Source organism: Enterobacter sp. RIT418, from assembly GCF_003057745.1.
In the GTDB taxonomy this organism is placed as follows: domain Bacteria; phylum Pseudomonadota; class Gammaproteobacteria; order Enterobacterales; family Enterobacteriaceae; genus Enterobacter.
The window spans coordinates 68292-94785 of the sequence record NZ_QBJD02000009.1 but is presented as its reverse complement, the minus strand read 5'-3'; the positions used below and the strand labels follow the sequence as shown (position 1 = coordinate 94785).

At 56.3% G+C, this 26494-nt stretch carries 28 protein-coding genes, 5 tRNA genes and 1 other RNA gene; 24 read left to right on the top strand and 10 right to left on the bottom strand.

What is annotated here, in order from left to right; genetic code table 11:
* The first annotated feature begins 227 nt into the window (after positions 1 to 227).
* From cydA to pnuC, 19 genes are all read left to right on the top strand, one after another.
* The gene (gene cydA, locus DBY73_RS12535) at positions 228 to 1796 is read left to right on the top strand and encodes a cytochrome ubiquinol oxidase subunit I (RefSeq protein ID WP_112011466.1); all 1569 of its coding nucleotides are present in this window, start codon (positions 228 to 230) and stop codon (positions 1794 to 1796) included.
* Between the two features lie 15 nt (positions 1797 to 1811).
* Positions 1812 to 2951, top strand: a complete 1140-nt coding sequence (gene cydB / locus DBY73_RS12530; RefSeq protein ID WP_112011465.1) for a cytochrome d ubiquinol oxidase subunit II — start codon at positions 1812 to 1814, stop codon at positions 2949 to 2951.
* Between the two features lie 14 nt (positions 2952 to 2965).
* Positions 2966 to 3079, top strand: coding sequence for a cytochrome bd-I oxidase subunit CydX (gene cydX, locus DBY73_RS12525; protein WP_112011464.1), 114 nt, complete (start codon positions 2966 to 2968; stop codon positions 3077 to 3079).
* Positions 3079 to 3369, top strand: coding sequence for a cyd operon protein YbgE (gene ybgE / locus DBY73_RS12520; RefSeq protein WP_112011463.1), 291 nt, complete (start codon positions 3079 to 3081; stop codon positions 3367 to 3369). Before cydX ends, ybgE begins: the two co-directional genes overlap by 1 nt.
* 148 nt (positions 3370 to 3517) lie before the next feature.
* A complete protein-coding gene (ybgC, locus tag DBY73_RS12515) occupies positions 3518 to 3922 on the top strand; it encodes a tol-pal system-associated acyl-CoA thioesterase (RefSeq protein ID WP_003858593.1) in 405 nt (134 codons plus the stop codon).
* Positions 3919 to 4611, top strand: coding sequence for a Tol-Pal system protein TolQ (gene tolQ, locus DBY73_RS12510; protein ID WP_089598919.1), 693 nt, complete (start codon positions 3919 to 3921; stop codon positions 4609 to 4611). The genes ybgC and tolQ overlap by 4 nt, the downstream gene beginning before the upstream one ends.
* Positions 4612 to 4614: 3 nt before the next feature.
* Positions 4615 to 5043, top strand: a complete 429-nt coding sequence (gene tolR / locus DBY73_RS12505; protein ID WP_112011462.1) for a colicin uptake protein TolR — start codon at positions 4615 to 4617, stop codon at positions 5041 to 5043.
* A 28-nt stretch (positions 5044 to 5071) separates the two neighbouring features.
* Entirely contained in the window at positions 5072 to 6313 is a 1242-nt protein-coding gene (gene tolA, locus DBY73_RS12500) for a cell envelope integrity protein TolA (protein WP_112011461.1), read from the top strand.
* A 134-nt stretch (positions 6314 to 6447) separates the two neighbouring features.
* On the top strand, positions 6448 to 7740 hold the full coding sequence (gene tolB / locus DBY73_RS12495) for a Tol-Pal system beta propeller repeat protein TolB (RefSeq protein WP_112011460.1): 1293 nt from the start codon (positions 6448 to 6450) through the stop codon (positions 7738 to 7740).
* A gap of 34 nt (positions 7741 to 7774) precedes the next feature.
* The gene (pal, locus tag DBY73_RS12490) at positions 7775 to 8296 is read left to right on the top strand and encodes a peptidoglycan-associated lipoprotein Pal (RefSeq protein ID WP_003858578.1); all 522 of its coding nucleotides are present in this window, start codon (positions 7775 to 7777) and stop codon (positions 8294 to 8296) included.
* Between the two features lie 9 nt (positions 8297 to 8305).
* Positions 8306 to 9094: a cell division protein CpoB gene (cpoB, locus tag DBY73_RS12485; RefSeq protein WP_112011459.1), complete on the top strand. Its 789-nt coding sequence runs from the start codon at positions 8306 to 8308 to the stop codon at positions 9092 to 9094.
* A 161-nt stretch (positions 9095 to 9255) separates the two neighbouring features.
* Positions 9256 to 9331 (top strand) — tRNA-Lys (locus tag DBY73_RS12480).
* Between the two features lie 127 nt (positions 9332 to 9458).
* Positions 9459 to 9534: transfer RNA gene (locus tag DBY73_RS12475), tRNA-Val, on the top strand.
* A 3-nt stretch (positions 9535 to 9537) separates the two neighbouring features.
* Positions 9538 to 9613 (top strand) — tRNA-Lys (locus DBY73_RS12470).
* Between the two features lie 48 nt (positions 9614 to 9661).
* Positions 9662 to 9737, top strand: a tRNA-Lys gene (locus tag DBY73_RS12465).
* Positions 9738 to 9759: 22 nt separating this feature from the next.
* Positions 9760 to 9835, top strand: a tRNA-Lys gene (locus DBY73_RS12460).
* 30 nt (positions 9836 to 9865) lie between these two features.
* Positions 9866 to 9990, top strand: a non-coding RNA gene (locus DBY73_RS12455) — RtT sRNA.
* Between the two features lie 233 nt (positions 9991 to 10223).
* Positions 10224 to 11267, top strand: a complete 1044-nt coding sequence (gene nadA, locus DBY73_RS12450) for a quinolinate synthase NadA (RefSeq protein ID WP_112011458.1) — start codon at positions 10224 to 10226, stop codon at positions 11265 to 11267.
* A gap of 22 nt (positions 11268 to 11289) precedes the next feature.
* Complete coding sequence (pnuC, locus tag DBY73_RS12445) at positions 11290 to 12009, top strand: nicotinamide riboside transporter PnuC (protein ID WP_112011457.1); 720 nt, start codon at positions 11290 to 11292, stop codon at positions 12007 to 12009.
* Here pnuC and zitB read toward each other — a convergent pair.
* Both zitB and DBY73_RS12435 read right to left on the bottom strand, forming a co-directional pair.
* Entirely contained in the window at positions 12006 to 12938 is a 933-nt protein-coding gene (gene zitB, locus DBY73_RS12440; protein ID WP_112011456.1) for a CDF family zinc transporter ZitB, read from the bottom strand. The genes pnuC and zitB overlap by 4 nt on opposite strands.
* A gap of 106 nt (positions 12939 to 13044) precedes the next feature.
* Entirely contained in the window at positions 13045 to 13425 is a 381-nt protein-coding gene (locus DBY73_RS12435) for a protein YbgS (protein WP_112011455.1), read from the bottom strand.
* Between the two features lie 305 nt (positions 13426 to 13730).
* Here DBY73_RS12435 and aroG point away from each other — a divergent pair, with 305 nt between their 5' ends.
* Complete coding sequence (gene aroG / locus DBY73_RS12430; protein ID WP_112011454.1) at positions 13731 to 14783, top strand: 3-deoxy-7-phosphoheptulonate synthase AroG; 1053 nt, start codon at positions 13731 to 13733, stop codon at positions 14781 to 14783.
* Positions 14784 to 14843: 60 nt separating this feature from the next.
* Here aroG and gpmA read toward each other — a convergent pair whose 3' ends face one another.
* From gpmA to modE, 7 genes are all read right to left on the bottom strand, one after another.
* A complete protein-coding gene (gpmA, locus tag DBY73_RS12425; RefSeq protein WP_112011453.1) occupies positions 14844 to 15596 on the bottom strand; it encodes a 2,3-diphosphoglycerate-dependent phosphoglycerate mutase in 753 nt (250 codons plus the stop codon).
* Between the two features lie 229 nt (positions 15597 to 15825).
* Positions 15826 to 16869, bottom strand: coding sequence for a galactose-1-epimerase (galM, locus tag DBY73_RS12420; RefSeq protein ID WP_112011452.1), 1044 nt, complete (start codon positions 16867 to 16869; stop codon positions 15826 to 15828).
* Positions 16863 to 18011 carry a galactokinase gene (gene galK / locus DBY73_RS12415; RefSeq protein ID WP_112011451.1) on the bottom strand — a complete coding sequence of 383 codons (1149 nt, stop codon included), beginning with the start codon at positions 18009 to 18011 and terminating at the stop codon, positions 16863 to 16865. The genes galM and galK overlap by 7 nt, the downstream gene beginning before the upstream one ends.
* Before the next feature lie 3 nt (positions 18012 to 18014).
* Positions 18015 to 19061, bottom strand: coding sequence for a galactose-1-phosphate uridylyltransferase (gene galT, locus DBY73_RS12410; RefSeq protein WP_112011450.1), 1047 nt, complete (start codon positions 19059 to 19061; stop codon positions 18015 to 18017).
* Between the two features lie 9 nt (positions 19062 to 19070).
* A complete protein-coding gene (gene galE / locus DBY73_RS12405) occupies positions 19071 to 20087 on the bottom strand; it encodes a UDP-glucose 4-epimerase GalE (RefSeq protein WP_112011449.1) in 1017 nt (338 codons plus the stop codon).
* Positions 20088 to 20288: 201 nt separating this feature from the next.
* A complete protein-coding gene (modF, locus tag DBY73_RS12400) occupies positions 20289 to 21761 on the bottom strand; it encodes a molybdate ABC transporter ATP-binding protein ModF (RefSeq protein ID WP_112011448.1) in 1473 nt (490 codons plus the stop codon).
* 67 nt (positions 21762 to 21828) lie between these two features.
* Entirely contained in the window at positions 21829 to 22617 is a 789-nt protein-coding gene (modE, locus tag DBY73_RS12395; RefSeq protein ID WP_112011447.1) for a molybdenum-dependent transcriptional regulator, read from the bottom strand.
* 127 nt (positions 22618 to 22744) lie between these two features.
* Between modE and DBY73_RS12390 the strand changes: the two genes are divergently transcribed.
* The 4 genes from DBY73_RS12390 to modC all read left to right on the top strand — a co-directional run bounded on the left by DBY73_RS12390 (position 22745) and on the right by modC (position 25593).
* Positions 22745 to 22894: an AcrZ family multidrug efflux pump-associated protein gene (locus DBY73_RS12390; protein ID WP_112011446.1), complete on the top strand. Its 150-nt coding sequence runs from the start codon at positions 22745 to 22747 to the stop codon at positions 22892 to 22894.
* 176 nt (positions 22895 to 23070) lie between these two features.
* Positions 23071 to 23847 (top strand): molybdate ABC transporter substrate-binding protein, encoded by a 777-nt coding sequence (gene modA, locus DBY73_RS12385; RefSeq protein WP_112011445.1) that lies wholly within the window; start codon positions 23071 to 23073, stop codon positions 23845 to 23847.
* On the top strand, positions 23844 to 24533 hold the full coding sequence (modB, locus tag DBY73_RS12380; protein WP_112011444.1) for a molybdate ABC transporter permease subunit: 690 nt from the start codon (positions 23844 to 23846) through the stop codon (positions 24531 to 24533). The genes modA and modB overlap by 4 nt, the downstream gene beginning before the upstream one ends.
* A 1-nt stretch (position 24534) precedes the next feature.
* Positions 24535 to 25593, top strand: coding sequence for a molybdenum ABC transporter ATP-binding protein ModC (gene modC / locus DBY73_RS12375; RefSeq protein WP_112011443.1), 1059 nt, complete (start codon positions 24535 to 24537; stop codon positions 25591 to 25593).
* Here the strand turns inward: modC and DBY73_RS12370 are convergent, their stop codons facing one another.
* On the bottom strand, positions 25594 to 26412 hold the full coding sequence (locus DBY73_RS12370) for a pyridoxal phosphatase (protein ID WP_112011442.1): 819 nt from the start codon (positions 26410 to 26412) through the stop codon (positions 25594 to 25596). It lies immediately after the preceding gene.
* Positions 26413 to 26494 lie beyond the last annotated feature (82 nt).

Sequence of the window (26494 nt, the reverse complement as noted above, 5' to 3'; positions counted from 1 at the left end):
GTGATTCAATAAAAACCTGTTTATTGTAAGGGTTTTGCAGCGTATTATATTTACGGGATCAATTTGAGTTTTTTATTAACCTATTTGTAACCTGTCGTGATTGTTTTTATCCTCCCTCAGGCTAAATACGGCGATAAGGATGCGAATAATTTGTATTGGGGCATGCGTGTGGATCTCTGTAACGGGGTTCACTCTCGGAGTCTTCATGCGATGAGCAAGGAGTCATAATGTTAGACGTAGTCGAACTGTCGCGCTTACAGTTTGCCTTGACCGCGATGTACCACTTCCTGTTTGTGCCGCTGACGCTGGGTATGGCGTTCCTGCTGGCCATCATGGAAACGGTGTACGTCCTCTCAGGCAAACAGATTTATAAAGATATGACCAAGTTCTGGGGCAAGTTGTTTGGTATCAACTTTGCGCTGGGTGTGGCAACCGGTTTGACCATGGAGTTCCAGTTCGGGACTAACTGGTCTTACTATTCCCATTACGTGGGGGATATCTTCGGTGCGCCGCTGGCCATTGAAGGTCTGATGGCCTTCTTCCTCGAATCCACCTTTGTAGGTCTGTTCTTCTTCGGCTGGGACCGTCTGGGCAAAGTCCAGCATATGGCGGTAACCTGGCTGGTCGCATTAGGCTCTAACCTGTCCGCGCTGTGGATTCTGGTGGCAAACGGCTGGATGCAGAACCCCATCGCCTCTGATTTCAACTTCGAAACCATGCGTATGGAGATGGTCAGCTTTGCCGAGCTGGTGCTGAACCCGGTTGCACAGGTTAAATTCGTTCACACCGTGGCATCTGGCTATGTCTGCGGCGCGATGTTCGTTCTGGGCATCAGTTCCTACTACATGCTGCGCGGTCGTGACTTCGCCTTCGCTAAACGTTCTTTCGCCATTGCCGCAAGCTTCGGTATGGCCGCGATTCTCTCTGTTATTGTTCTGGGTGATGAATCCGGTTACGAAATGGGCGACGTGCAGAAAACCAAGCTGGCCGCGATTGAAGCAGAGTGGGAGACCCAACCGGCTCCGGCTGCGTTCACCCTGTTCGGCGTTCCGGACCAGGATGCGCAGGAAAACCGCTTTGCGATTCAGATCCCTTACGCGCTGGGCATCATCGCGACGCGTTCTGTTGATAAGCAGGTTACGGGTCTGAAAGAGCTGATGGTTCAGCACGAAGAGCGTATCCGTAACGGTATGAAAGCGTACTCGCTGCTTGAGCAGCTGCGTGCGGGTTCCACCGATCAGGGCATTCGCGATCAATTCAACGACGTGAAGAAAGACCTGGGCTACGGTCTGCTGCTGAAACGCTATACCCCGAACGTCTCTGACGCAACGGAAGCGCAGATTCAGATGGCTACCAAAGACTCCATTCCGCGCGTGGCGCCGCTGTACTTTGCGTTCCGCATCATGGTTGGCTGCGGCATCATTATGCTGCTGATTATTGCTGCCTCCTTCTGGTCCGTCATTCGTAACCGTATCGGCGAGAAGAAATGGCTGCTGCGCACCGCGCTGTACGGTATTCCGCTGCCGTGGATTGCTATCGAGTCCGGCTGGTTTGTGGCGGAATACGGACGTCAACCGTGGGCAATTGGTGAGGTGCTGCCAACCGCGGTAGCGAACTCCTCCCTGACGGCAGGCGATCTGATCTTCTCTATGCTGCTGATCTGTGGTCTGTACACCCTGTTCCTGGTGGCTGAACTGTTCCTGATGTTCAAGTTCGCGCGCCTTGGCCCAAGCAGCCTGAAAACCGGTCGCTACCACTACGAGCAGTCTACTGCGACTACTCAGCCGGCACGCTAAGACAGGAGTCATCAAATGATCGATTATGAAGTATTGCGTTTTATCTGGTGGCTGCTGATCGGTGTCCTGCTGATCGGTTTTGCGGTCACAGACGGTTTCGACATGGGGGTGGGTATGCTCACCCGTTTCCTCGGTCGTAATGACACCGAGCGTCGAATCATGATTAACTCCATCGCCCCGCACTGGGACGGTAACCAGGTGTGGCTGATCACCGCAGGCGGCGCGCTTTTCGCGGCCTGGCCGATGGTCTACGCGGCTGCGTTTTCCGGTTTCTACGTGGCGATGATTCTGGTGCTGGCGTCTTTATTCTTCCGTCCGGTGGGCTTTGACTACCGCTCCAAGATTGAAGACACCCGCTGGCGCAACATGTGGGACTGGGGCATCTTCATCGGTAGCTTCGTACCACCGCTGGTGATTGGCGTGGCGTTCGGTAACCTGCTGCAGGGCGTGCCGTTCAACGTTGATGAGTACATGCGTCTTTATTACACCGGTAACTTCTTCCAGCTGCTGAACCCGTTTGGCCTGCTGGCGGGCGTGGTGAGCGTGGCGATGATCATCACTCAGGGTGCGACCTACCTGCAAATGCGTACCGTGGGCGAACTGCACCTGCGCTCCCGCGCAACCGCGCAGGTTGCTGCACTGGTGACGCTGGTCTGCTTCGCACTGGGCGGCGTTTGGGTGATGTACGGTATTGATGGCTACGTGGTGACCTCTGCTATCAATCATGCTGCGCCGTCTAACCCGCTGACCAAAGAAGTCGCGCGTCAGGCGGGAGCATGGCTGGTGAACTTTAACAATACCCCTGCGCTGTGGGCTATCCCGGCTCTGGGCGTACTGCTGCCGCTGCTGACCGTGCTGACCTCGCGTCTGGAAAAAGGCGCGCTGGCGTTCGTGTTCTCTTCACTGACCCTGGCATGCATCATCCTGACTGCGGGTATTGCGATGTTCCCATTCGTGATGCCGTCCAGCACCATGATGAACGCTAGCCTGACCATGTGGGATGCAACCTCCAGCCAGCTGACGCTGAACCTGATGACGTATGTTGCTTGCGTGTTCGTACCGATTATCCTGCTGTACACCGCCTGGTGTTACTGGAAAATGTTCGGTCGTATCACGAAAGAAGACATTGAAAGCAACACCCACTCTCTGTACTAAGTAAGGAGCTAAATATGTGGTACTTCGCATGGATTTTGGGGACGCTTCTTGCCTGTGCATTTGGCATCATTACCGCCCTGGCGCTTGAGCACGTTGAAGCGACCAAAGCAGGTGAAGAAAAGCACTGATGAATATCATTGCGACACTTTACCGTGTCATGGACAAGCGCCCGCTACGGGCGCTTTCTTTAATCATGGCGCTTCTGTTAGCAGGTTGTATCTTTTGGGACCCGTCGCGCTTCGCGGCAAAGACCAGCGAGCTTGAAATCTGGCACGGATTTCTCATTATGTGGGCGGTTTGTGCTGGCGTCATTCACGGCGTGGGCTTTCGTCCGAAGGCACTGCACTGGCAGGGGATTTTCTCGCCCCTGATTGCCGATCTGGTACTTCTTGCAGGGCTGATATTCTTTTTCTTCTGAATAAGAAATGTCCGTTAATCCTATGGGCTTACCCGAGCCCATAAAAATTTACTCTCCGTTTACTTTCCCCCATTCCAAACCATCATTCCCGCGCGTATAGTAGCGAAGTTTAAAAGCTCTCTCTTTTGTTGCATTACTGGGATGTAAAGTGAATACAACGCTGTTTCGATGGCCGGTACGTGTCTACTATGAAGACACCGACGCCGGTGGTGTGGTCTACCACGCCAGCTACGTTGCTTTTTATGAACGGGCACGCACAGAGATGCTGCGACATCACCACTTTAGTCAGCAGGTACTGTTGGCTGAGCGAGTTGCCTTCGTGGTACGCAAAATGACGCTTGAGTATTTTGCGCCCGCCAGACTCGACGATATGCTCGAAGTCCAAACAGAAATTACATCAATGCGCGGAACCTCGCTGGTTTTCACGCAGCGGATAGTCAACGCAGAGAACACGGTACTGAACTCAGCTGAAGTACTGATTGTCTGTGTTGATCCAACCATAATGAAGCCTCGTGCGCTTCCTAAGTCTATTGTCGCGGAGTTTAAGCAGTGACTGACATGAATATCCTTGATTTGTTCCTGAAGGCAAGCCTTCTGGTTAAACTTATCATGTTGATTTTGATTGGTTTTTCAATCGCATCCTGGGCCATCATTATCCAGAGAACGCGCATCCTCAACGCCGCAGGCCGTGAAGCCGAAGCGTTCGAAGATAAGTTCTGGTCGGGTATCGAACTTTCTCGTCTGTATCAGGAAAGCCAGGGGCGCCGTGATAACCTTTCCGGCTCCGAACAGATTTTCTACAGCGGATTCAAGGAGTTTGCTCGTCTTCACCGTGCGAACAACCATGCGCCGGAAGCGGTCGTTGAAGGGGCATCGCGTGCGATGCGTATTTCGATGAATCGTGAGCTGGAAACCCTTGAAACCCATATTCCTTTCCTTGGTACCGTGGGTTCCATCAGTCCGTATATCGGCCTGTTCGGTACGGTGTGGGGGATCATGCACGCCTTTATCGCCTTAGGCGCGGTGAAGCAGGCAACGCTGCAGATGGTTGCGCCGGGTATCGCGGAAGCGTTGATCGCCACCGCGATTGGTCTGTTTGCCGCTATTCCTGCGGTGATGGCCTATAACCGCCTGAACCAGCGCGTGAATAAACTGGAACTGAATTACGACAACTTTATGGAAGAGTTCACCGCGATTCTGCACCGTCAGGCGTTTACCAGCACCGAGAGCAACAAGGGGTAAACCATGGCCAGATCGCGTGGACGAGGTCGTCGCGAGCTCAAGTCCGAAATCAACATTGTTCCACTGCTGGACGTGCTGCTGGTACTGCTGCTGATCTTTATGGCGACAGCACCCATCATCACCCAGAGCGTGGAAGTTGATCTGCCGGACGCGACAGAATCACAGGCGGTAAGCACCAATGACGATCCTCCGGTCATCATTGAGGTTTCCGGCATAGGACAGTACAGCGTGGTGGTAGAGAAAGATCGTATGGATCAGCTGCCGCCGGAGCAGGTGATTGCTGAAGCGCAACGTCGCCTGGAGTCAAATCCGAAGACGGTCTTCCTCATCGGAGGCGCGAAAGATGTGCCTTATGATGAAATTATTAAAGCGCTGAATTTGCTACATAGCGCGGGCGTTAAGTCGGTTGGCTTAATGACTCAGCCTATTTGATCATCTGCGTAGTTTTTGGGAACCGATAGTGTCAAAGGCAACCGAACAGAACGACAAGCTTAAGCGAGCGATAATCGTCTCCGCCGTGCTGCACGTGATTCTTTTTGCGGCGCTGATCTGGAGTTCGTTCGACGAGCACATTGATGCATCCGCGGGCGGTGGGGGAGGTTCCTCCATCGATGCCGTTATGGTGGATCCCGGTGCAGTCGTTCAGAACTATAACCGCCAGCAACAGCAGCAGGCGAGTTCAAAACGGGCTGAAGAGCAGCGTGAGAAACAGGCGCAGCAGCAGGCTGAGGAACTGCGTGAAAAGCAGGCCGCAGAGCAAGAGCGTCTGAAACAGCTGGAAAAAGAACGTTTGCAGGCGCAGGAGGCGGCGAAAGAGCAGGCGGAACAGCAGAAACAGGCTGAAGCCGCAGCGAAACAGGCGCAGGAACAGCAGAAGCAGGCGGAAGAGGCGGCAGCAAAAGCGGCGGCAGATGCCAAAGCCAAAGCGGACGCCCAGGCTAAACTGGCTGCAGACGCAGCGAAGAAAGCTGAAGCAGAAGCCGCGAAGAAAGCCGCTGCCGATGCGCAGAAAAAAGCCGAAGCGGAAGCTGCCAAAAAAGCCGCTGCTGATGCACAGAAAAAGGCAGAGGCCGAGGCGGCGAAAAAGGCTGCTCAGGAAGCGGAGAAGAAGGCTGCCGCGGAAGCGGCGAAGAAAGCGGCTGCTGCCGAGAAGGCCGCCGCTGATAAAGCGGCAGCTGCCAAAGCTGCTGCAGAAAAAGCCGCAGCGGACAAAAAAGCTGCCGCAGAAAAAGCCGCTGCAGACAAAAAGGCTGCCGCGGATAAAGCTGCTGCTAAAAAGGCCGCCGCTGCTGAAAAAGCCGCTGCTGCTGCCGGTGTAGACGATCTGCTGGGCGATCTCAGTTCAGGTAAGAATGCACCGAAAACGGGCGGTGGCGCGAAAGGAAACAACGCAGCGCCGGCCGGAAGCGGTAACACTAAGAGTAACGGTGCTTCAGGGGCTGAAATCAACGGCTATGCTTCACAGATAAAATCTGCCATTGAAAGCCGATTTTATGACGCATCGTCCTATGCTGGTAAAACGTGTACGCTGCGGATAAAACTGGCTCCGGACGGCATGCTGCTTGATATTAAGTCTGAAGGCGGCGATCCGGCCCTGTGTACCGCAGCACTGGCTGCGGCACGGCAGGCAAAGATGCCTAAACCACCGTCTCAGGCCGTGTATGAAGTCTTTAAAAATGCACCGCTGGACTTCAAACCTTAAGTCATCGTCTTTCCTGCAAAGTGGGGAAACGTTGACCAGGCAGAGTCAAAGGGTTCTGGTAGTTTTGTCTATTTGAGTTTGTTAACATTCTGCTAAATTATCGTGGGTAAGGTTACCCAGATAAGGGAGATATGATGAAGCAGGCATTACGTGTAGCATTTAGTTTCTTGATGCTGTGGGCAGCTGTGCTGCATGCAGAAGTACGTATCGAAATCACCCAAGGGGTGGATTCGGCACGCCCAATCGGTGTCGTTCCGTTCCAGTGGGCAGGCCCTGGTGCCGCGCCTGAAGATATCGGGGGTATTGTTGCGGCTGACCTGCGCAACAGCGGCAAATTCAACCCGTTAGATCGTTCTCGTCTGCCGCAGCAGCCGGGTACCGCGCAGGAAGTTCAGCCTGCCGCGTGGTCTGCGCTGGGTATTGACGCCGTTGTTGTCGGGCAGGTAACGCCTGCGCCAGATGGCGGCTACAACGTGGCATATCAGCTGGTGGATACCGGCGGGGCGCCAGGCACCGTATTGGCTCAGAACACCTACAAAGTGAACAAGCAGTGGCTGCGCTATGCGGGGCACACGGCGAGTGACGAAGTGTTTGAAAAGCTGACCGGTATCAAAGGTGCATTCCGCACCCGTATCGCATACGTAGTTCAGACCAACGGCGGCCAGTTCCCGTATGAGCTGCGCGTTTCTGACTACGATGGTTACAACCAGTTCACCGTGCACCGTTCACCGCAGCCGCTGATGTCTCCGGCGTGGTCTCCGGACGGTTCCAAACTGGCTTACGTGACCTTCGAAAGCGGCCGTTCCGCGCTGGTTATCCAGACGCTGTCTAACGGTGCCGTTCGTCAGGTTGCCTCGTTCCCGCGTCACAACGGTGCGCCTGCGTTCTCTCCGGACGGTTCTAAACTGGCGTTCGCCCTGTCAAAAACCGGTAGCCTGAACCTGTACGTGATGGATATTGGCTCAGGTCAGATTCGTCAGGTAACGGATGGTCGCAGCAACAACACTGAACCAACCTGGTTCCCGGACAGCCAGAACCTGGCGTTCACTTCTGACCAGGCGGGTCGTCCGCAGGTTTATAAAGTTAATATTAACGGCGGTGCACCGCAGCGTATTACCTGGGAAGGTTCTCAAAACCAGGATGCTGACGTAAGCAGCGACGGTAAAACAATGGTCATGGTAAGTTCTGCGGGGGGTCAGCAGCACATTGCCAAACAAGATCTGGTAACGGGTGGCGTGCAAGTGCTTTCGTCAACGTTCCTGGATGAAACGCCAAGTCTGGCACCTAACGGCACTATGGTAATCTACAGCTCTTCTCAGGGGATGGGATCCGTGCTGAATCTGGTTTCTACAGATGGGCGTTTCAAAGCGCGTCTTCCGGCAACTGATGGACAGGTAAAATCACCTGCCTGGTCGCCGTATCTGTAATAATAATTAATTGATTACTAAAGGAATCTTAGAAATGCAACTGAACAAAGTGCTGAAGGGGCTGATGATCGCTCTGCCTGTAATGGCAATCGCAGCGTGTTCTTCTAACAAGAACGCAAGCAATGACCAGAGCGGCGAAGGCATGATGGGTGCCGGCACCGGTATGGACGCTAACGGCAATGGCAACATGTCTTCTGAAGAGCAAGCGCGTCTTCAGATGCAGCAGCTGCAGCAGAACAACATCGTTTACTTCGATCTGGATAAATACGACATCCGTTCTGACTTCGCTGCGATGCTGGATGCTCACGCTAACTTCCTGCGTAGCAACCCGTCTTACAAAGTCACCGTAGAAGGTCACGCGGACGAACGTGGTACGCCAGAGTACAACATCTCCCTGGGTGAACGTCGTGCTAACGCCGTTAAGATGTACCTGCAGGGTAAAGGCGTTTCTGCTGATCAGATCTCCATCGTTTCTTACGGTAAAGAAAAACCTGCAGTACTGGGTCACGACGAAGCGGCATACTCCAAAAACCGTCGTGCCGTACTGGTTTACTAAGAGAATGGCATGAGCAGTAACTTCAGACATCATCTGTTGAGTCTGTCGTTACTGGTTGGAATAGCGGCCCCCTGGGCCGCTTTTGCTCAGGTACCAATCAGTAGTGTCGGCTCAGGCTCGGTAGAAGACCGGGTCACTCAACTCGAGCGTATTTCTAACGCTCACAGTCAGCTTTTAACTCAACTCCAGCAGCAGCTTTCCGATAACCAAAACGATATTGATTCTCTCCGCGGTCAGATCCAGGAAAGTCAGTATCAGCTCAATCAGGTTGTGGAACGTCAGAAGCAAATTTTGCTGCAGATAGATAGCCTGAGCAGCGGCGGTGCTGCGGCCCAGCCAGCGGCAGGCGATCAGAGCGGTGCAGCAGCCCCTGCTCCGGCAGCGGATGCTTCAGCATCGACAGGCGCGCCTGTGCAGAGCGGTGACGCAAATACGGACTACAACGCGGCCATTGCCCTGGTTCAGGACAAATCGCGTCAGGACGATGCTATCGCTGCGTTTCAGAGCTTCGTTAAGAAGTACCCTGATTCCACCTACCAGCCCAATGCGAACTATTGGCTCGGTCAGTTGAATTACAACAAGGGTAAAAAAGACGATGCGGCGTTTTATTTTGCCTCAGTGGTGAAAAATTACCCAAAATCGCCAAAGGCACCTGATGCGATGTTTAAGGTCGGCGTGATCATGCAGGACAAAGGTGACACGGCGAAAGCGAAAGCGGTCTATCAGCAGGTGGTTGCAAAATTCCCTGGCACCGAAGGTGCCAAACAGGCGCAAAAACGTCTGGCTTCGATGGGATGATTATCGCATGACCAGAAATCGTGTTATTTCTGGTCGTGCCGCATGAATCGTAAGCAGTTAAGTGATCTTCATCGAAATTTTTGTTGCGCAGAATTCTTAAACCAGTAATATATGCCGCCGTTGCCACGGGATATCAAACAACGTGAATGCAGCGCAAAAGTGGGTCGTTAGCTCAGTTGGTAGAGCAGTTGACTTTTAATCAATTGGTCGCAGGTTCGAATCCTGCACGACCCACCAATCGTTAGGTGGATAGCGATAGTTTAACGTGAAGGATAACGTTGCGTAAGCAGCGGCCCGTAGGGCGAGGCGAAGCCGAGTCATCCTGCACGACCCACCGCTTAAAGCAGTTCCGGCAGTACAGAGTGGGTGATTAGCTCAGTTGGTAGAGCATCTCCTTTACACGGAGGGGGTCGGCGGTTCGAGCCCGTCATCACCCACCACTCGGGTCGTTAGCTCAGTTGGTAGAGCAGTTGACTTTTAATCAATTGGTCGCAGGTTCGAATCCTGCACGACCCACCACTTTAAAAAGTGGAACCGAGTAAAAATCTTCGAAGTCAGCACCCGAATGGGTCGTTAGCTCAGTTGGTAGAGCAGTTGACTTTTAATCAATTGGTCGCAGGTTCGAATCCTGCACGACCCACCACTTCGAAGACAAATCCCGCAAGGGGTCGTTAGCTCAGTTGGTAGAGCAGTTGACTTTTAATCAATTGGTCGCAGGTTCGAATCCTGCACGACCCACCAATGTAAAAAGGCGCCCTAAAGGCGCCTTTTTGCTTTCTGCAATATTGACGATTCGAACCTGCAGCAGGTTCGAGCCGAACGCAGTGAGGCACCGGAGCCGTTTGAGGCGACGGCCCGAAGGGCGAGCGAAGCGAGTCATCCTGCACGACCCACCAATGTAAAAAGGCGCCCTAAAGGCGCCTTTTTGCTATCTGTCATTCATAAACCTGCCTTGTAGGTCGGGCAAGGCGAAGCCGCTACCCGACAAATGCCACGCGCATCTATTTCCGGTGACTTTTCCACTCAACTTCGCTATCTTGTTTAGTATAAAAAACACCATTGCCAATTACTTTGCAATTTCAAGCAACACAAAGGCAATATTGTTAAGCCAGTAAAACGAGAAGCCATAATGAGCGTGATGTTCGATCCAGAAGCCGCAATCTATCCCTTCCCGCCCAAGCCCGCACCGCTGAGCTGGGACGAAAAGCAATTCTACCGTGAGAAGATCAAACGTCTTCTCAAAGAGCGTGACGCGGTGATGGTTGCCCATTACTACACCGATCCAGAGATCCAGCAGCTGGCGGAAGAGACGGGCGGCTGCATCTCTGACTCCCTTGAGATGGCGCGCTTCGGTGCAAAACATCCTGCCTCGACGCTGCTGGTAGCGGGCGTTCGCTTTATGGGAGAAACGGCAAAGATATTAAGCCCGGAAAAAACCATTCTAATGCCAACGCTAAACGCCGAATGCTCGCTCGATCTCGGCTGTCCCGTTGAAGAGTTTACGGCTTTCTGCGATGCGCACCCTGACCGTACCGTAGTCGTCTATGCCAATACCTCTGCCGCCGTGAAGGCGCGCGCCGACTGGGTTGTGACCTCCAGCATCGCCGTAGAGCTGATTGAGCACCTTGATAGCCTGGGAGAGAAAATCATCTGGGCGCCGGATCGTCACCTTGGAAACTACGTCCAGAAGCAAACCGGTGCGGATGTCCTCTGCTGGCAGGGAGCCTGCATCGTTCACGATGAATTTAAAACGCAGGCGCTCGCGCGTATGAGGGCGCTGTACCCGCAGGCGGCTATCCTTGTTCATCCGGAATCACCGCAGTCGATTGTCGATATGGCCGATGCGGTAGGGTCTACCAGCCAGCTGATTAATGCGGCTAAGACCCTGCCGCACAAGCAGCTTATCGTGGCGACCGACCGCGGTATCTTCTACAAGATGCAGCAGGCCGTGCCGGAAAAAGAGCTTCTGGAAGCGCCTACCGCAGGTGAGGGGGCGACGTGCCGCAGCTGCGCCCATTGCCCGTGGATGGCGATGAACGGCCTGAAAGCCATCGCTGAGGGGCTGGAAACCGGCGGCGCGGCGCATGAGATACAGGTGGACGCCGCGCTGCGAGAAGGCGCGTTAATTCCGCTTAACCGCATGCTGGATTTTGCGGCTACACTACGTACTTAATTTAATACGTTCCGGGGAAAAGATGGATTTTTTTAGCACGCAAAACATTCTGGTTCATATCCCGATAGGCGCGGGTGGCTATGACCTGTCATGGATTGAGGCCGTGGGCACGCTGGCGGGGCTGCTCTGCATCTGGCTGGCGAGCCTCGAAAAGATTAGCAACTACGCGTTTGGATTACTCAACGTGACGCTGTTTGCGATTATTTTCTTCCAGATCCAGCTGTACGCCAGCCTTCTTCTTCAGCTGTTCTTCTTTGCGGCGAACATTTACGGCTGGTATGCCTGGTCGCGTCAGAACAACCAGCAGGAGGCAGAGCTGCAAATCCGCTGGCTACCGCTGCCGAAGGCCATCGCCTGGCTGGTAGCCTGCGTTGTCGCGATTGGGCTGATGACGGTGTTTATCAATCCGGTATTTGCCTTCCTGACCCGCGTTGCGGTGGCGGTGATGTCCGGCCTGGGGCTGAACGTGACGATGCCCGAACTGCAGCCCGACGCTTTCCCGTTCTGGGATTCGTGCATGATGGTGCTTTCGATTGCGGCGATGGTGCTGATGACGCGCAAATACGTCGAGAACTGGCTGCTGTGGGTGATCATTAACGTCATTAGCGTCGCGATCTTCGCGCTACAGGGCGTCTATGCCATGTCGCTGGAGTATTTGCTGCTCACCTTCATTGCGCTGAACGGCAGCCGCATGTGGATTAAGAGCGCGCGCGAGCGTGGCTCCCGCGCGCTATCCAGCTAGTGGTGGTGATGATGTGAATGGCCGGGCTGCGCCTCGTTGAGGTGGCAGTCCGGTCCGCTACACGCCTGATACTCCATCTGAACGGTGGAGTGCGAAACGTCGTAGTGATGCTCAAGGAAGTGCTGAATACGTTCCAGCAGCGCGTCGTGATCGTGCGGAGGAATGACCTGAACGTGCAGCGTCATAACGGGCTTCTCGCCCACCAGCCAGACGTGGACGTGGTGAACGTTACGTACTTCCGGGATTGAACGACACAGATTGCGCTTGAGCTCGCCAATGTCCATTGATGACGGCGCGCCCTCCAGCAGCTCGTTGACGCTCTCTTTGAGCAGCTGCCAGGCGCTGCGCAGAACAAGGCATGACACCAGCACCGAAAGGATCGGGTCGACGGGCGTCCAGCCGGTGCCAAGGATCACCAGCGCGGCGACAATCGCCCCCACCGAGCCGAGTAAATCCCCCAGCACGTGCAGCGCGGCCGCGCGAACGTTCAGGTTCTTCTCTCCGCTGCCGCGGTGCAAAATCCAAAACGACAGGATATTCGCCAGCAATCCCGCCACGGCGATGACCATCATCGTGGTCCCCGCGACGGGCTGCGGATGCCTGAAGCGCTGAATAGCTTCCCAGACGATAAGTATCGTAATCACGACCAGAGCGATCGCGTTGACGAAGGCGGCGAGGGTGGTAAGCCTGAGCCAGCCAAAGGTATGGCGTGCATTCGGCGGGCGACGGGAAAACTGAACGGCCAGCAGCGCGAAGAGCAGCGCGGCGGCGTCGGTGAGCATATGCCCGGCATCCGCGAGCAATGCCAGCGAGCCCGAGATGAATCCGCCAATGACCTCGACGATCATAAAGGTGGCGGTAACGCCAAAGGCCAGCATTAGCCGTTTGGCATTATCGTCACCGGTGGAAGGAGTGTGGGAGTGCGCCATAGCATCGTTCCTGATACATCGTTATTGTAAGTGTAGATTTTTTAATATTTTGCACAAAAAAGAAAGGAGAGCTTCAGCTCTCCTTTTCGCTTATACCGCGCGGGGGTTACTGGGTAGTACCGTCCGTTTTGGTGTCGGCGCCCGCACCCACTTTGTCATTTGGGTTTGGGCATTTACCGTCTTTACAGACGGAATTTTTATGAATCTCTTCTTTGGTCATGCCGTCATGATTCATGCCCTTGGTGCCGTTACCGTCGGAGTGCGTCATAGTGCCGCCGGTATCGGTATTGCCAGTGTTGATATTGTTGTTATCAACGTTGTTCGGGGCAATATTCTGTTTTGCATCGGGCGCAACCTGTCCCGCCGCCGCTGCGGCGTTGGCGTCTCCGTTGCTGTCTGATGCCCCCGTATCCGCGGCAAGCACGCTGCCGCTGGCCAGAGTAAGGGTCGCTGTCAGGAAGAGGGTTGCCAGTTTCGTCATTTGCATGATGTTGCTCCTGTTGTGCTCGTTATGCTGGATAACATTTTCCAACTTGTGCATCACGTACGGTGGCGAAAGATTCCGCTATTCTGAGTTACGTCAGAACGGAATCGCGTTAAAGCAATAATATTTAGCTGTTACCATTAAAAAGTTTAGAGGAGATCTCATTTTTCGCTATTTTGTGGCGTTTTTTAGGCTAATTCCAGGAATTATCTGCCCGAAGTGTAAAAGTCCGTTTACACTTCAGGGCTGGCAAGTTAGATTGAAAGGATTGCTTTCATTACTAAATATATGGCAGGGCCGGAAAGAAGATGAATTATCAGAACGACGATTTACGCATTAAAGAGATCAATGAGTTATTACCTCCCGTAGCGCTCCTTGAAAAGTTCCCCGCCACGGAAAACGCGGCAAACACCGTCTCCCACGCGCGCAAGGCGATCCACAAGATCCTGAAAGGCAATGACGATCGTCTGCTGGTGGTGATTGGTCCGTGCTCTATCCACGATCCGGCCGCGGCAAAAGAGTACGCGGCTCGTCTGCTCACGCTTCGTGAAGAGCTGAAGGACGAGCTTGAAATCGTGATGCGCGTCTACTTCGAAAAGCCGCGCACGACGGTCGGCTGGAAGGGGTTAATAAACGATCCGCACATGGATAATAGCTTCCAGATCAACGACGGCCTGCGCATTGCGCGCAAGCTGCTGTTGGAAATTAACGACAGCGGCCTTCCGGCAGCCGGTGAGTTCCTGGACATGATTACGCCGCAGTACCTGGCGGACCTGATGAGCTGGGGCGCAATCGGCGCGCGCACCACGGAATCTCAGGTACACCGCGAGCTGGCGTCCGGCCTTTCTTGTCCGGTTGGCTTTAAAAACGGTACCGACGGCACCATCAAGGTGGCGATTGACGCCATCAACGCGGCGGGTGCGCCGCACTGCTTCCTCTCCGTGACCAAGTGGGGCCATTCTGCCATCGTGAATACCAGCGGGAACGGCGACTGCCACATCATCCTGCGCGGCGGCAAAGAGCCAAACTACAGCGCAAAACACGTCGCAGAGGTTAAAGCGGGGCTGGAAAAAGCGGGCCTTTCGCCGCTGGTGATGATTGACTTCAGCCACGCTAACTCCAGCAAGCAGTTTAAAAAGCAGATGGAAGTGGGCGCGGACGTTTGTCAGCAAATTGCCGGCGGTGAAAACGCGGTCATCGGCGTGATGATTGAAAGCCACCTGGTGGAAGGTAACCAGAACCTGGAAGGCAGCGAGCCGCTGGTTTACGGTAAGAGCGTCACCGACGCCTGCATCGGCTGGGACGACACCGACAGCCTGCTGCGCCAGCTGGCGAACGCGGTTAAAGCGCGTCGCGGCTAAGCCTGCTGTGGCAAATAAAAAAGCGCGGAAGGCTCCGCGCTTTTTTTAAGCCTGCGAAAATTACTTCGCTTTACCCTGGTTCGCTACAGCCGCCGCTTTCGCCGCGATTTCGTCAGCGTTGCCCAGATAGTAGTGCTTGATAGGCTTGAAGTTTTCGTCGAACTCATACACCAGCGGTACGCCGGTTGGGATGTTCAGCTCGAGAATTTCGTCTTCACCCATGTTGTCCAGGTATTTCACCAGCGCGCGCAGGGAGTTCCCGTGAGCGGCAATGATCACGCGCTCGCCGCTTTTCAGGCGTGGCAGAATAGTTTCGTTCCAGTAAGGCACAACGCGGTCGATGGTCAGCGCCAGGCTTTCGGTGGTTGGCAGCTCCGCGTCGGTCAGCTTCGCGTAGCGCGGGTCATGGCCCGGGTAGCGCTCGTCGTCTTTGGTCAGCTCTGGCGGGGTAACCGCGAAGCCGCGACGCCACTGTTTTACCTGCTCGTCACCGTACTTCTCGGCGGTTTCGGCTTTGTTCAGACCCTGCAGCGCACCGTAGTGACGCTCGTTCAGCTTCCAGGATTTCTCAACCGGCAGCCATGCCTGATCCAGTTCGTCCAGCACGTTCCACAGGGTGTGGATGGCACGTTTCAGCACAGAGGTGTAAGCAAAATCAAAGCTGAAGCCTTCTGCCTTCAGCAGTTTGCCCGCTGCTTTTGCTTCGCTAACGCCTTTCTCAGACAGATCAACGTCGTACCAACCGGTGAAGCGGTTTTCGTTGTTCCACTGGCTTTCGCCGTGGCGCACCAGAACCAGCTTAGTAATAGCCATCTCTTACTCCTCAAGCATTTTTAGAATGATAACAATTCTCATTATATTGCCGTGACGGTGCCAGCGGCAACGCTTACCCCTAACCATAGCGAAAATAGTTCCGGAGTGTAAGGTGCTTGTGAATCCATGGTTATGATTTTGTCTGCGATCGGCGCTATTTTCAGCAAGACGAGCAGAAAAAAGCCCTCGCGAGGAGGGCCTGATTTTTTGCCAGATGGCGCTTCGCTTATTAGGCCAGCGGAATGAACTGATACTCGGTAACGCTCACGTACTCTTCGCCCGGGCGCAGCACGCAGTCCGGCTGCGGCCATTCCGGGTGGTTCGGGCTATCCGGCAGTAATTCGCTTTCGAGCGCAATCCCCTGCCAGTCGCTGTACTCTTCGTGCTCGCGGGCCGCCGTTCCGCCGAGATAGTTGCCTGAGTAGAACTGCAGGGCAGGGGCGGTGGTATATACCGTCAACTGCAGCTTCTCATCGGCAGACCAGACGTGCGCGGCGGGCGCAGAGAGATCGCCTTTCGCCTGCAGCAGGAAAGCGTGGTCGTAGCCTTTTACCTTGCGCTGATCCTCATCGCTCAGAAAATCCTGCGCGATGGTCTTCGCGCTGCGAAAATCAAAGCTGCTGCCGCTGACCGGTTTTAACCCCTGATACGGTATACCCATTTCATCCACCGGCAGGTACGCGTCGGCCAGAATCTGCAGCTGGTGGTTACGCACGTCGCACTGGCTGCCGTCGAGGTTGAAGTACGCGTGGTTCGTCAGGTTAACCGGACACGGCTTATCAACCGTCGCGCGGTACTCAATGGCGATACGGTTATCCTCGGTTAACCTGAAGTGGGCGGTGGCGGTGAGATTTCCCGGGAAGCCCTGATCGCCATCCGGGGAATCCAGCAGGAACAGCGCTTCAGCGTCGTTCTGCCGAACAATCTTCCAGCGGCGCTTGTCGAAGCCTTCCGGCCCGCCGTGCAGCTGGTTTTCGCCCTGGCTCGGAAGCAGGGCGTAGCTCGCACCGTCAAGCTCAAAGCGGCTGTTGGCGATGCGGTTGGCGTAGCGGCCTACGGATGCGCCAAGAAAAGCGGACTGCTCGATATACTGCTCCGGCGACGCGCAGCCGAGCAGGGTCTCACGCACGCTGCCGTCGGGCATCGGCACGCGTGCGGAAAGCAGCGTGGCGCCCCAGTCCATCAGCGTCACCACCATCCCCGCGCCGTTGCGCAGGGTTAACAGGCGATACGGCAGTCCATCCGGTGCGAGGGTTGGCGTTTCGTTTAGCACTGTCCGGCTCCTTGCGATGCTTTGCAAACGTAGAAGGTTTCTTTTATGCCGGTTTTGGCCTCGTACTGTTTCGCCACCGCATCCTGAACGGCGGGTACCAGCTCTTCCGGCACCAGCGCCACGATGCAGCCGCCGAAGCCGCCGCCGGTCATGCGCACGCCGCCTTTCTCGCCGATGGTTGCTTTCACAATCTCAACCAGCGTATCGATCTGCGGCACGGTGATTTCGAAATCATCGCGCATTGAGGCGTGAGATTCCGCCATCAGCTCGCCCATGCGTTTGAGGTCGCCCTTTGCCAGCGCGGACGCGGCTTCAACGGTACGGGCGTTCTCCGTCAGCACGTGACGAACGCGCTTCGCCACCACCGGGTCCAGCTCGTGCGCCACTTTGTTAAATTCATCAAGCGAGACGTCGCGCAGGGCAGGCTGCTGGAAGAAGCGCGCGCCGGTTTCACACTGCTGGCGACGGGTGTTGTACTCGCTGCCCACCAGCGTGCGCTTGAAGTTGCTGTTGATGATAATGACGGCAGCGCCCTTCGGTAGCGGAACGGCCTTGGTGCCAAGCGTACGGCAGTCAATCAGCAAGGCATGCTCTTTTTTGCCCAGCGCGGAGATCAGCTGGTCCATGATGCCGCAGTTGCAGCCCACGAACTGGTTTTCCGCTTCCTGGCCGTTAAGGGCGATTTGCGCCCCGTCCAGCGGCAGATGATACAGCTGCTGGAACACGGTGCCGACGGCGACTTCCAGGGAGGCAGAGGAGCTCAGGCCCGCACCCTGCGGCACGTTGCCGCTGATAACCAGGTCCGCGCCGCCGAAGTTCTTGTTACGCTTTTGCAAATGCTTGACCACGCCGCGCACGTAGTTAGACCACTGCTGGCCGTCGTGCGTCACGATCGGCGCGTCGAGCGAAAATTCGTCGAGCTCATTGTCATAGTCCGCTGCGAGTACGCGAACTTTGCGGTCGTCGCGCTTTGCACAGCTGATGACCGTCTGGTAATCAATGGCGCAGGGCAGCACAAAGCCGTCGTTATAGTCGGTGTGTTCACCAATCAGGTTAACGCGGCCGGGCGCCTGAATAACGTGGGTGGCAGGGTAGCCGAATTTTTCAGCAAACAGGGATTGTGTTTTCTCTTTCAGACTCATTTATTAGGCTCCTGATTCGCGAAAGTGGACGTCGCTGACGGCGCGCAGACGCTCTGCGGCCTGTTCTGCCGTCAGGTCGCGCTGGGTTTCCGCCAGCATTTCGTAGCCCACCATAAATTTACGCACCGTTGCCGAACGCAGCAGCGGAGGATAGAAATGCGCGTGCAGCTGCCAGTGCTGATTCTCCTCACCGTTGAACGGCGCGCCGTGCCAGCCCATCGAGTAGGGGAAAGAGCACTGGAAAAGGTTGTCATAGCGGCTGGTCAGTTTTTTCAGCGCCAGTGCCAGATCGTCGCGCTGGGCGTCGTTGAGATCGGTAATGCGCTGCACGTGCGCCTTCGGCAGCAGCAGCGTTTCAAACGGCCAGGCCGCCCAGTAGGGCACCACGGCAAGCCAGTGCTCGGTTTCGACAACCGTACGGCTGCCGTCGGCCAGCTCGCGCCGGGTGTAATCCACCAGCATCGGCGAGCCGTTTTCCGCGAAGTACGCTTTTTGCAGGCGGTCTTCACGCTCGGCTTCGTTGGGCAGGAAGCTGTTCGCCCAGATCTGACCGTGCGGGTGCGGGTTAGAGCAGCCCATTGCCGCGCCCTTGTTTTCGAACACTTGTACCCACGGGTAGGTCTGACCCAGTTCAGCAGTTTGCGTCTGCCAGGTGCTGACGACCTCTTTCAGCGCGTCGACGCTCAGCTCCGGCAGCGTTTTGCTGTGGTCCGGGGAGAAGCAGATCACGCGGCTGGTGCCGCGCGCGCTTTCACAGCGCATCAGCGGGTCGTGGCTTTGCGGCGCGTCCGGCGTGTCCGTCATCAGCGCGGCAAAATCGTTGGTGAAAACGTAGGTGCCTTTATAGTTCGGGTTAACGTCACCGGTCACGCGCGTGTTGCCCGGGCAGAGGAAGCAGTCCGGGTCATGCTGCGGCAGCGTCTGTTGTGCAGGCGTCTCTTGCGCCCCCTGCCAGGGGCGCTTGGCGCGATGCGGAGAGACCAAAATCCATTGTCCGCTGAGCGGATTAAAGCGACGATGCGGGTGATCGACGGGATTGAATTGCGTCATGACAGATCCTTAGTCCGGATAGCCCTGAGGATGGCGAGACTGCCAGTGCCAGGTATCCTGCGCCATCTCATCAAGCGTGCGGGTCACGCGCCAGTTCAGCTCTTTATCCGCTTTGGTCGCATCGGCCCAGTACGCCGGAAGGTCGCCGTCGCGGCGTGGCGCAAAGTGGTAGTTCACCGGCTTGCCGCAGGCTTTGCTGAAGGCGTTCACAACGTCCAGCACGCTGCTGCCGACGCCGGCACCAAGATTATAAATATGCACGCCGGGCTTGCCCGCCAGCTGCTGCATCGCCGCGACGTGGCCGTCTGCCAAATCCATTACGTGGATGTAGTCGCGCACGCCGGTCCCGTCTTCGGTCGGATAGTCGTTGCCAAAAATGGCCAGCGACTCGCGGCGGCCCACGGCTACCTGCGCGATGTACGGCATCAGGTTGTTCGGGATACCCTGCGGATCTTCGCCCATATCGCCTGACGGATGTGCGCCGACCGGGTTGAAGTAGCGCAGCAGCGCGATGCTCCAGTCAGGCTGTGCTTTTTGCAGATCGGTGAAGATCTGCTCCACCATCAGCTTGCTCTTGCCGTAGGGGCTTTGCGGCGTGCCGGTCGGGAAGCTTTCGACGTAAGGAATTTTCGGCTGGTCACCGTAGACGGTGGCGGAAGAGCTAAAGATAACGTTTTTCACGTTCGCCGCGCGCATGGCGGAGATGAGGCGCAGCGTACCGTTGACGTTGTTGTCATAGTACTCAAGCGGTTTTGCGACCGACTCGCCGACCGCCTTCAGGCCCGCGAAGTGGATCACCGTGTCGATGGCATGGTCGTGAAGGATTTCGGTCATCAACGCTTCGTTGCGGATGTCGCCTTCGACGAAGGTCGGTTGTTTACCGCCAAGACGTTCAATCACAGGCAGCACGCTGCGCTTACTGTTGCACAGGTTGTCGAGGATGATGACATCGTGACCGTTTTGCAGCAGCTGAACGCAGGTATGACTACCAATGTAACCGCTACCACCTGTTACAAGAACTCGCATATTTCGCTCCATTGGGCTTATGGTATGTATTAACCATAGCATAACAGAGCCGTCAAAAGTGTGACATGGGATAAAATAGTGGAATCGTTTACATGGATGCGGAACCCTGAATTTCCGATGCGCTTGAGCATTCTAGATCAAAGGGATAGGGATGTAATGCTGCAGGTTGTCTGAAAAGCGGAGGGCTGCGCCCTCCGCGGGTTAATCGATTTTGCTTAACAGATAGCGATAGCGCTCGCCCTCGGGCACGAACTCCAGCCGATGGGTAATGCAGGAAGGCGCGTCCTCAGCATGGTGAGAAACAAACAGCAGCTGGGTTTCACCTTCGCCGATGAGCACGTCAACAAAGCGGCGGATCAGCTGGCGGTTCAGCGGGTCCAGCCCCTGAAGCGGCTCGTCCAGAATCAGCAGCGTCGGGTGTTTTACCAGCGCGCGAACGATCAGCGCCAGCCGCTGCTGGCCCCATGAAAGGCTATGGAACGGCGCATCTGCGACCCGATCGTCCATGCCCAGAATATCCAGCCACCGCTGCGCCAGCGCCTGCTGCTTGTCCGAAACCGCCTGATAAATACCGATGGAGTCGAAAAAGCCGGACAAAATGACGTTGCGCACCGTGGTGCTAACCCGGTAGTCGAGATGCAGGCTGCTGCTGACGTAGCCGATGTGTTTTTTGATATCCCATATGGTTTCACCGCTGCCGCGACGGCGGCCAAACAGCGTCAGGTCGTTGCTGTAGCCCTGAGGATGATCGCCGGTAATCAGGCTCAGCAGGGTGGATTTCCCCGCGCCGTTAGGGCCAACGATTTGCCAGTGCTCGCCGGGGTTCACCGTCCAGCTCAGCGTGTTCAGAATGGGGCGATCGTTATACGACACAACGCCGTCGCGCAGCACGATGCGCGGCTGGCTGGGATCGAGCCCGTGGCGGGCCGAGGGCGCGTCGGGTTCCGGAAGCGTAATGCCGTCCAGCCGCTCGCTGTGCGCCAGCTGGGCAATCAGCGCCTGCTGAAGCAGGGCGTTTTTTTCACCGACCTCGGTCAGGCTGCAGTCCGCCAGCACCCCCGCGTGCTGCACGAAGGCGGGGATCTCGTCGAAGCGGTTAAGCACCAGCACGAGGGTAAGGCCCTGCTGGTTAAGCGTTTCTAGCAGGGACGCCAGCTGGGCGCGGGACTGCACGTCCAGCCCGTCAAAAGGCTCATCCAGAATGAGAAGCTCAGGCTGGCCCATCAGCGCCTGGCAAAGCAGCGCTTTTCGCGTTTCGCCGGTAGAAAGATACTTGAAGCGCCTGTCGAGCAGGGCGGTGATGCCAAACTGCTCCGCCAGCTGCTGGCAGCGGGCAGGGTCTTTGATTTCATCCTGAATAATCTCGGCGGCGGTGCGGCCGGTGTCTTCTTCGCCAGGGCTGAGCAGATCGGTATTGTTGCGCTGCCACTCGTCGCTGACCAGCTTTTGCAGCTGTTCGAAGGAGAGGCGCGTCAGGCGGGAAAAGCCGCACCGGCGCTCGCCCTTAAGCGGGGTTAACTCTCCTGCCAGCGCGCGGGCCAGCGCAGATTTTCCGCTGCCGTTGGTGCCGACAAACGCCCAGCTTTCGCCCGCCCGCAGCGTGAATTCAGCAAGCGCCAGCGTTCGGGTATCGCCAAGACGAAACGTGCCTTGCGAAATATGCAATGATGACATGATTTATCCCATTTTTTGCAGCAAAGAACATCAGGAATAATCACTGTCGGCGCGATTGTCAATGCGCTCAGCATAATGTGGCAAGAATGACCCGATCGGCATTGAAATATGCGGTCACAATCGCGCCTTCTGCCAGTTCGCACGCCTCGCTTGCCGGCACCGTTGCGCAAAGCGTTTGTCCGTCCGGCAGCGTCATCAGCACTTCGCACTGCTCCGCGCCGCGCTCAATGTGGCTAATCGCCCCGCGCAGCTGGTTATCGGCCTCGCCCGCGCGCTCGGGCTGAAGGGTGACGTTGACCCAGGGCGCTTTCAGCAGCACCAGCACCTCTTTGCCCTCATCAAGGCCCAGGCGCTCGCCGCTTTGCGCGGTGATGGCAGCCTTCAGGCGGGTGGTGCCGTCGGCCAGCAGGATATCGATATGCTGCTGCACCTGCGAATTATCGCGGGCGGTGACGGTGCCAAACCACTGGTTGCGCGCGCTGGTCTGCAGGGAAAAGCGGGAGATGGCGCCCAGCAGGCTGTCCAGCGGAATATTGTCGTCATCGCTGAGCACGTCAAAGGCTTTCTGCTGGATCTGCGCCAGCAGGTCGTAAAGCTGAATCAGGCGCTGGCCGTAGCGGGTCAGCACCGCGCCTCCGCCGCCTTTGCCGCCGGTCGCGCGGTCAACCAGCGTTTGTTCGCTCAGGGTGTTCATCTCGTTGATGGCATCCCACGCGCTTTTGTAGCTGATGCCGGCGTTTTTTGCCCCCTGGCTAATTGACCCGGTTTGTTCTATCTGTTTAAGCAGGGCAATGCGTCGCGGATCGGCGAAAAGCTTCTGCTGAAGGCGTAACGTGAGGAGAATTTCAGCCTGCATAGCGGTATCCTGGCAAAAAGCGTATTGTGACCCAAATGCCCTCAGGCGCAAAGCGCACCGCACAAAAGGGGATGTTTTTATTACGTTTCAGGGTAGAATACGCCCTTCACACTATCTGGAGAAAACCATGTTAGAGTTGTTGAAAAGTCTGGTATTCGCTGTGATCATGGTGCCAGTCGTGATGGCTATCATCCTCGGTGCCATCTACGGCCTGGGTGAAGTATTTAACCTGTTTTCGAACATTGGTCACCGCGACCAGCCGAAAAAGCAGCAATAATTTCCACAAAACGCCCGGCTCGTCCGGGCGTTTTGCTTCTTAAGTTTTTCCCCTCTCCGCCGATAGTATTCCTAAGATCAGCCCGTTACTCATTAATCGGTACGATGAAACGCTGGGATATCCCTGCAATAATCGTTATATTTATGCGTATATAACGAAACGCACAGGAGCATCAAATGGCACGTACATGGGCACGCCTCTTCGCCGGGGCAACGCTGACCTTAACATTCGCCGGGCACGCGCTGGCGGATGACGCTAAAATCACGGTCTTTGCCGCCGCGTCGCTGACAAACGCCATGCAGGATATTGCCGCCGTTTACAAGAAAGAGAAGAACGTGGACGTAGTCTCCTCGTTTGCCTCGTCTTCAACGCTGGCGCGCCAGATTGAGGCGGGGGCACCGGCCGATCTGTTCATCTCTGCCGATCAGAAGTGGATGGATTATGCGGTGGACAAAAAATCGGTTGATACGGCAACGCGCGAAACGCTGCTGGGCAACAGCCTGGTGTTGGTGGCGCCGAAGGGCAGCGCACAGGCTGATATCGCCATCAACAGGCAAACCAACTGGACTCACCTGCTGAACGGCGGCCGTCTGGCGGTTGGCGATCCGGAACACGTTCCGGCGGGTATTTACGCGAAAGAAGCGCTGCAAAAGCTCGGCGCGTGGGAAACCTTATCGCCTAAGCTGGCACCGGCCGAGGACGTGCGCGGCGCGCTGGCGCTGGTTGAGCGTAACGAGGCTCCGCTGGGCATTGTATACGGCTCTGACGCCGTTGCCAGTAAAGGAGTAAAAGTGGTTGGAACCTTCCCTGAAGACTCCCACAAAAAAGTGGAATACCCTGTGGCGGTTGTTGATGGACGCAAAACGGCGGCGGTAACGGCCTTCTATGATTATCTGAAAGGGCCAGAAGCGTCTGCAATCTTTAAACGTTACGGATTTACGACTCACGAATGATATTGACCGATCCTGAATGGCAGGCAGTACTGCTGAGCCTCAAAGTCTCGTCCCTGGCCGTTGCAGTGAGTCTGCCCTTTGGGATCTTCTTTGCCTGGCTGCTGGTTCGCTGTAAGTTCCCGGGCAAAGCCCTTCTGGACAGCATTCTTCACCTCCCTTTGGTTTTACCGCCCGTTGTGGTCGGCTATCTGCTGCTCATTTCGATGGGGCGGCGCGGCTTCATCGGCGAAAAGCTGTATGACTGGTTCGGCCTGACGTTTGCCTTCAGCTGGCGCGGCGCGGTGCTGGCGGCGGCGGTGATGTCGTTTCCGCTGATGGTGCGCGCCATTCGCCTTGCGCTGGAAGGCGTGGATATCAAGCTTGAACAGGCGGCCCGCACGCTGGGCGCAGGGCGCTGGCGGGTATTTTTCACCATCACGCTCCCGCTGACGCTGCCGGGCATTATCGTTGGCACGGTGCTCGCCTTTGCCCGCTCGCTCGGAGAGTTCGGGGCCACCATTACCTTCGTTTCCAACATTCCCGGCGAAACGCGAACCATCCCGTCGGCAATGTATACGCTGATTCAAACGCCGGGCGGCGAGGGCGCGGCGGCGCGGCTGTGCATAATCTCCATCGTGCTGGCGCTGATCTCGCTGCTGGTCTCCGAATGGCTGGCGCGCCTGAGCCGCGAACGGATGGGGAAATAACATGCTGGAGCTTAATTTCACCCAGACGCTGGGGAACCACTGCCTGACGATTAGCGAAACGCTGCCCGCCAGCGGGATCACGGCCATTTTTGGCGTGTCGGGCGCGGGGAAAACCTCGCTCATTAACGCCATCAGCGGCCTCACGCGCCCGCAGTCGGGAAGCATCATCCTCAATAACCGCGTGCTGAACGACGTGGAGAAGAAGATTTACCTGTCGCCGGATAAAAGGCGTATCGGGTACGTTTTCCAGGACGCGCGCCTGTTTCCGCACTACAGCGTGCGCGGCAACCTGCGCTACGGCATGGCGAAGAGCATGGCCGGCCAGTTTGACAAGCTTGTGGCGCTGCTGGGGATTGACCCTCTGCTCGATCGGCTGCCGTCCTCGCTTTCCGGCGGTGAAAAGCAGCGCGTGGCGATTGGCCGCGCGCTGTTGACCGCGCCGGAACTGCTGCTGTTGGACGAGCCGCTGGCCTCGCTTGATATTCCGCGCAAGCGCGAGCTGCTGCCGTACCTCCAGCGCCTGGCCCGGGAAATCCATATTCCGATGCTTTACGTTAGCCATTCGCTGGATGAAATTCTCCATCTGGCGGACAAAGTGCTGGTGCTCGAAGAGGGCAGCGTGAAGGCGTTCGGCAATCTCGAAGAGGTCTGGGGCAGCAGCGTCATGCACCCGTGGCTGCCGAAAGACCAGCAGAGCAGCATTCTGAAGGTCAGCGTCCTTGAACACCATCCGCACTACGCGATGACCGCGCTGGCGCTCGGCGATCAGCATCTGTGGGTGAATAAGGTAGACAAGCCGCTGCAGTCCGCTTTGCGCATCCGCATTCAGGCGTCGGACGTCTCGCTGGTGCTCCAGCCGCCGGTACAGACCAGCATTCGTAACGTGTTGCGTGCCAGAGTGGCGGAGTGCTATGACAATGACGGGCAGGTAGACGTGCAGCTGGAGGTTGGGGTTAAGACGCTCTGGGCGCGCATCAGCCCGTGGGCCAGGGATGAGCTAGGCATCAAGCCCGGCCAGTGGCTTTACGCGCAGATTAAGAGCGTCTCGATAACCACCTGATTACAGCAGGTGGGTATAAATGTACTGCGCGATGCTGTCGGCGGCGTTATCGCCAATCACCACGTTAGCGCGCGCTTTTACCGCGTCGTCGGCATTGCCCATCGCTACGCCCGTCCCGGCGGCTTCGAGCATGCTGATGTCGTTGTAGTTATCGCCAAAGGCAATGACGTCCTGCATCGACCCTCCCTGAGACTCAACGAACTGCGTCAGGCGCTTGCCTTTGCTGTTGCCTTTACGGGCAATATCGACCTGATCGTGCCAGGACCATTCGCACTCCAGGCCCAGCGTCTGCTCAACGTGCTTCGCAAACGCGTTAAGCTTCGCGGTGTCTTCATCCGTCAGGGCAAATTTCCAGATCGCGTCCACGTCCTGCGCCGCCTGGCGCAGGGAAGGGACCTGCGTAAAGACCGGACGCTGCGCTTCCGGCAGCGAAAGCGCCCAGTTGCTGGTGCGGATCACGTGGCCGGTCGGGCGCTCGTACACCATCGCGTTATCAACGTACATCAGGCCGTGAACGTCGTGCTCATCCAGCAAATCAATCAGTTGAAGCGCCTGCGTGACGGGGAGCGGATCGGATTCTAAAACCTTTTTCGCCTGATAATCATACAAATAGGTACCGTTGCAGCAAATTGCAGGTGTATCTAACGCCAGTGCCTGATAAAAAGGATGAATGGCAACGTGATGTCGACCCGTGACGATCAGGAGTTGATATCCCGCTTCTTTTGCGCGCTTCAGCGCTTCAAGAGAAGAGGGGAGCAGGGTTTTTTGAGGGGTAAGCAGTGTTCCGTCTAAATCCAGTGCAATCACACGCGAGGTCATTTGTTCATCCGGGTTAATGTTGAATTTTAGGTGTCAGGGGATGTTACACCCAGAGTAAATGGCTACACAATTCCTGGCTAAA

Coding starts and splice junctions, on each gene's coding strand:
- modA (WP_112011445.1), top strand. CDS start 23,071: ATGGCACGTACATGGGCACGCCTCTTCGCCGGGGCAACGCTGACCTTA.
- modE (WP_112011447.1), bottom strand. CDS start 22,617: ATGCAGGCTGAAATTCTCCTCACGTTACGCCTTCAGCAGAAGCTTTTC.
- gpmA (WP_112011453.1), bottom strand. CDS start 15,596: ATGGCTATTACTAAGCTGGTTCTGGTGCGCCACGGCGAAAGCCAGTGG.
- nadA (WP_112011458.1), top strand. CDS start 10,224: ATGAGCGTGATGTTCGATCCAGAAGCCGCAATCTATCCCTTCCCGCCC.
- ybgE (WP_112011463.1), top strand. CDS start 3,079: ATGAATATCATTGCGACACTTTACCGTGTCATGGACAAGCGCCCGCTA.
- tolB (WP_112011460.1), top strand. CDS start 6,448: ATGAAGCAGGCATTACGTGTAGCATTTAGTTTCTTGATGCTGTGGGCA.
- modF (WP_112011448.1), bottom strand. CDS start 21,761: ATGTCATCATTGCATATTTCGCAAGGCACGTTTCGTCTTGGCGATACC.
- cydB (WP_112011465.1), top strand. CDS start 1,812: ATGATCGATTATGAAGTATTGCGTTTTATCTGGTGGCTGCTGATCGGT.
- cpoB (WP_112011459.1), top strand. CDS start 8,306: ATGAGCAGTAACTTCAGACATCATCTGTTGAGTCTGTCGTTACTGGTT.
- zitB (WP_112011456.1), bottom strand. CDS start 12,938: ATGGCGCACTCCCACACTCCTTCCACCGGTGACGATAATGCCAAACGG.
- pnuC (WP_112011457.1), top strand. CDS start 11,290: ATGGATTTTTTTAGCACGCAAAACATTCTGGTTCATATCCCGATAGGC.
- tolR (WP_112011462.1), top strand. CDS start 4,615: ATGGCCAGATCGCGTGGACGAGGTCGTCGCGAGCTCAAGTCCGAAATC.
- galT (WP_112011450.1), bottom strand. CDS start 19,061: ATGACGCAATTCAATCCCGTCGATCACCCGCATCGTCGCTTTAATCCG.
- galE (WP_112011449.1), bottom strand. CDS start 20,087: ATGCGAGTTCTTGTAACAGGTGGTAGCGGTTACATTGGTAGTCATACC.
- modB (WP_112011444.1), top strand. CDS start 23,844: ATGATATTGACCGATCCTGAATGGCAGGCAGTACTGCTGAGCCTCAAA.
- cydA (WP_112011466.1), top strand. CDS start 228: ATGTTAGACGTAGTCGAACTGTCGCGCTTACAGTTTGCCTTGACCGCG.
- DBY73_RS12390 (WP_112011446.1), top strand. CDS start 22,745: ATGTTAGAGTTGTTGAAAAGTCTGGTATTCGCTGTGATCATGGTGCCA.
- cydX (WP_112011464.1), top strand. CDS start 2,966: ATGTGGTACTTCGCATGGATTTTGGGGACGCTTCTTGCCTGTGCATTT.
- aroG (WP_112011454.1), top strand. CDS start 13,731: ATGAATTATCAGAACGACGATTTACGCATTAAAGAGATCAATGAGTTA.
- DBY73_RS12435 (WP_112011455.1), bottom strand. CDS start 13,425: ATGCAAATGACGAAACTGGCAACCCTCTTCCTGACAGCGACCCTTACT.
- DBY73_RS12370 (WP_112011442.1), bottom strand. CDS start 26,412: ATGACCTCGCGTGTGATTGCACTGGATTTAGACGGAACACTGCTTACC.
- modC (WP_112011443.1), top strand. CDS start 24,535: ATGCTGGAGCTTAATTTCACCCAGACGCTGGGGAACCACTGCCTGACG.
- pal (WP_003858578.1), top strand. CDS start 7,775: ATGCAACTGAACAAAGTGCTGAAGGGGCTGATGATCGCTCTGCCTGTA.
- galK (WP_112011451.1), bottom strand. CDS start 18,011: ATGAGTCTGAAAGAGAAAACACAATCCCTGTTTGCTGAAAAATTCGGC.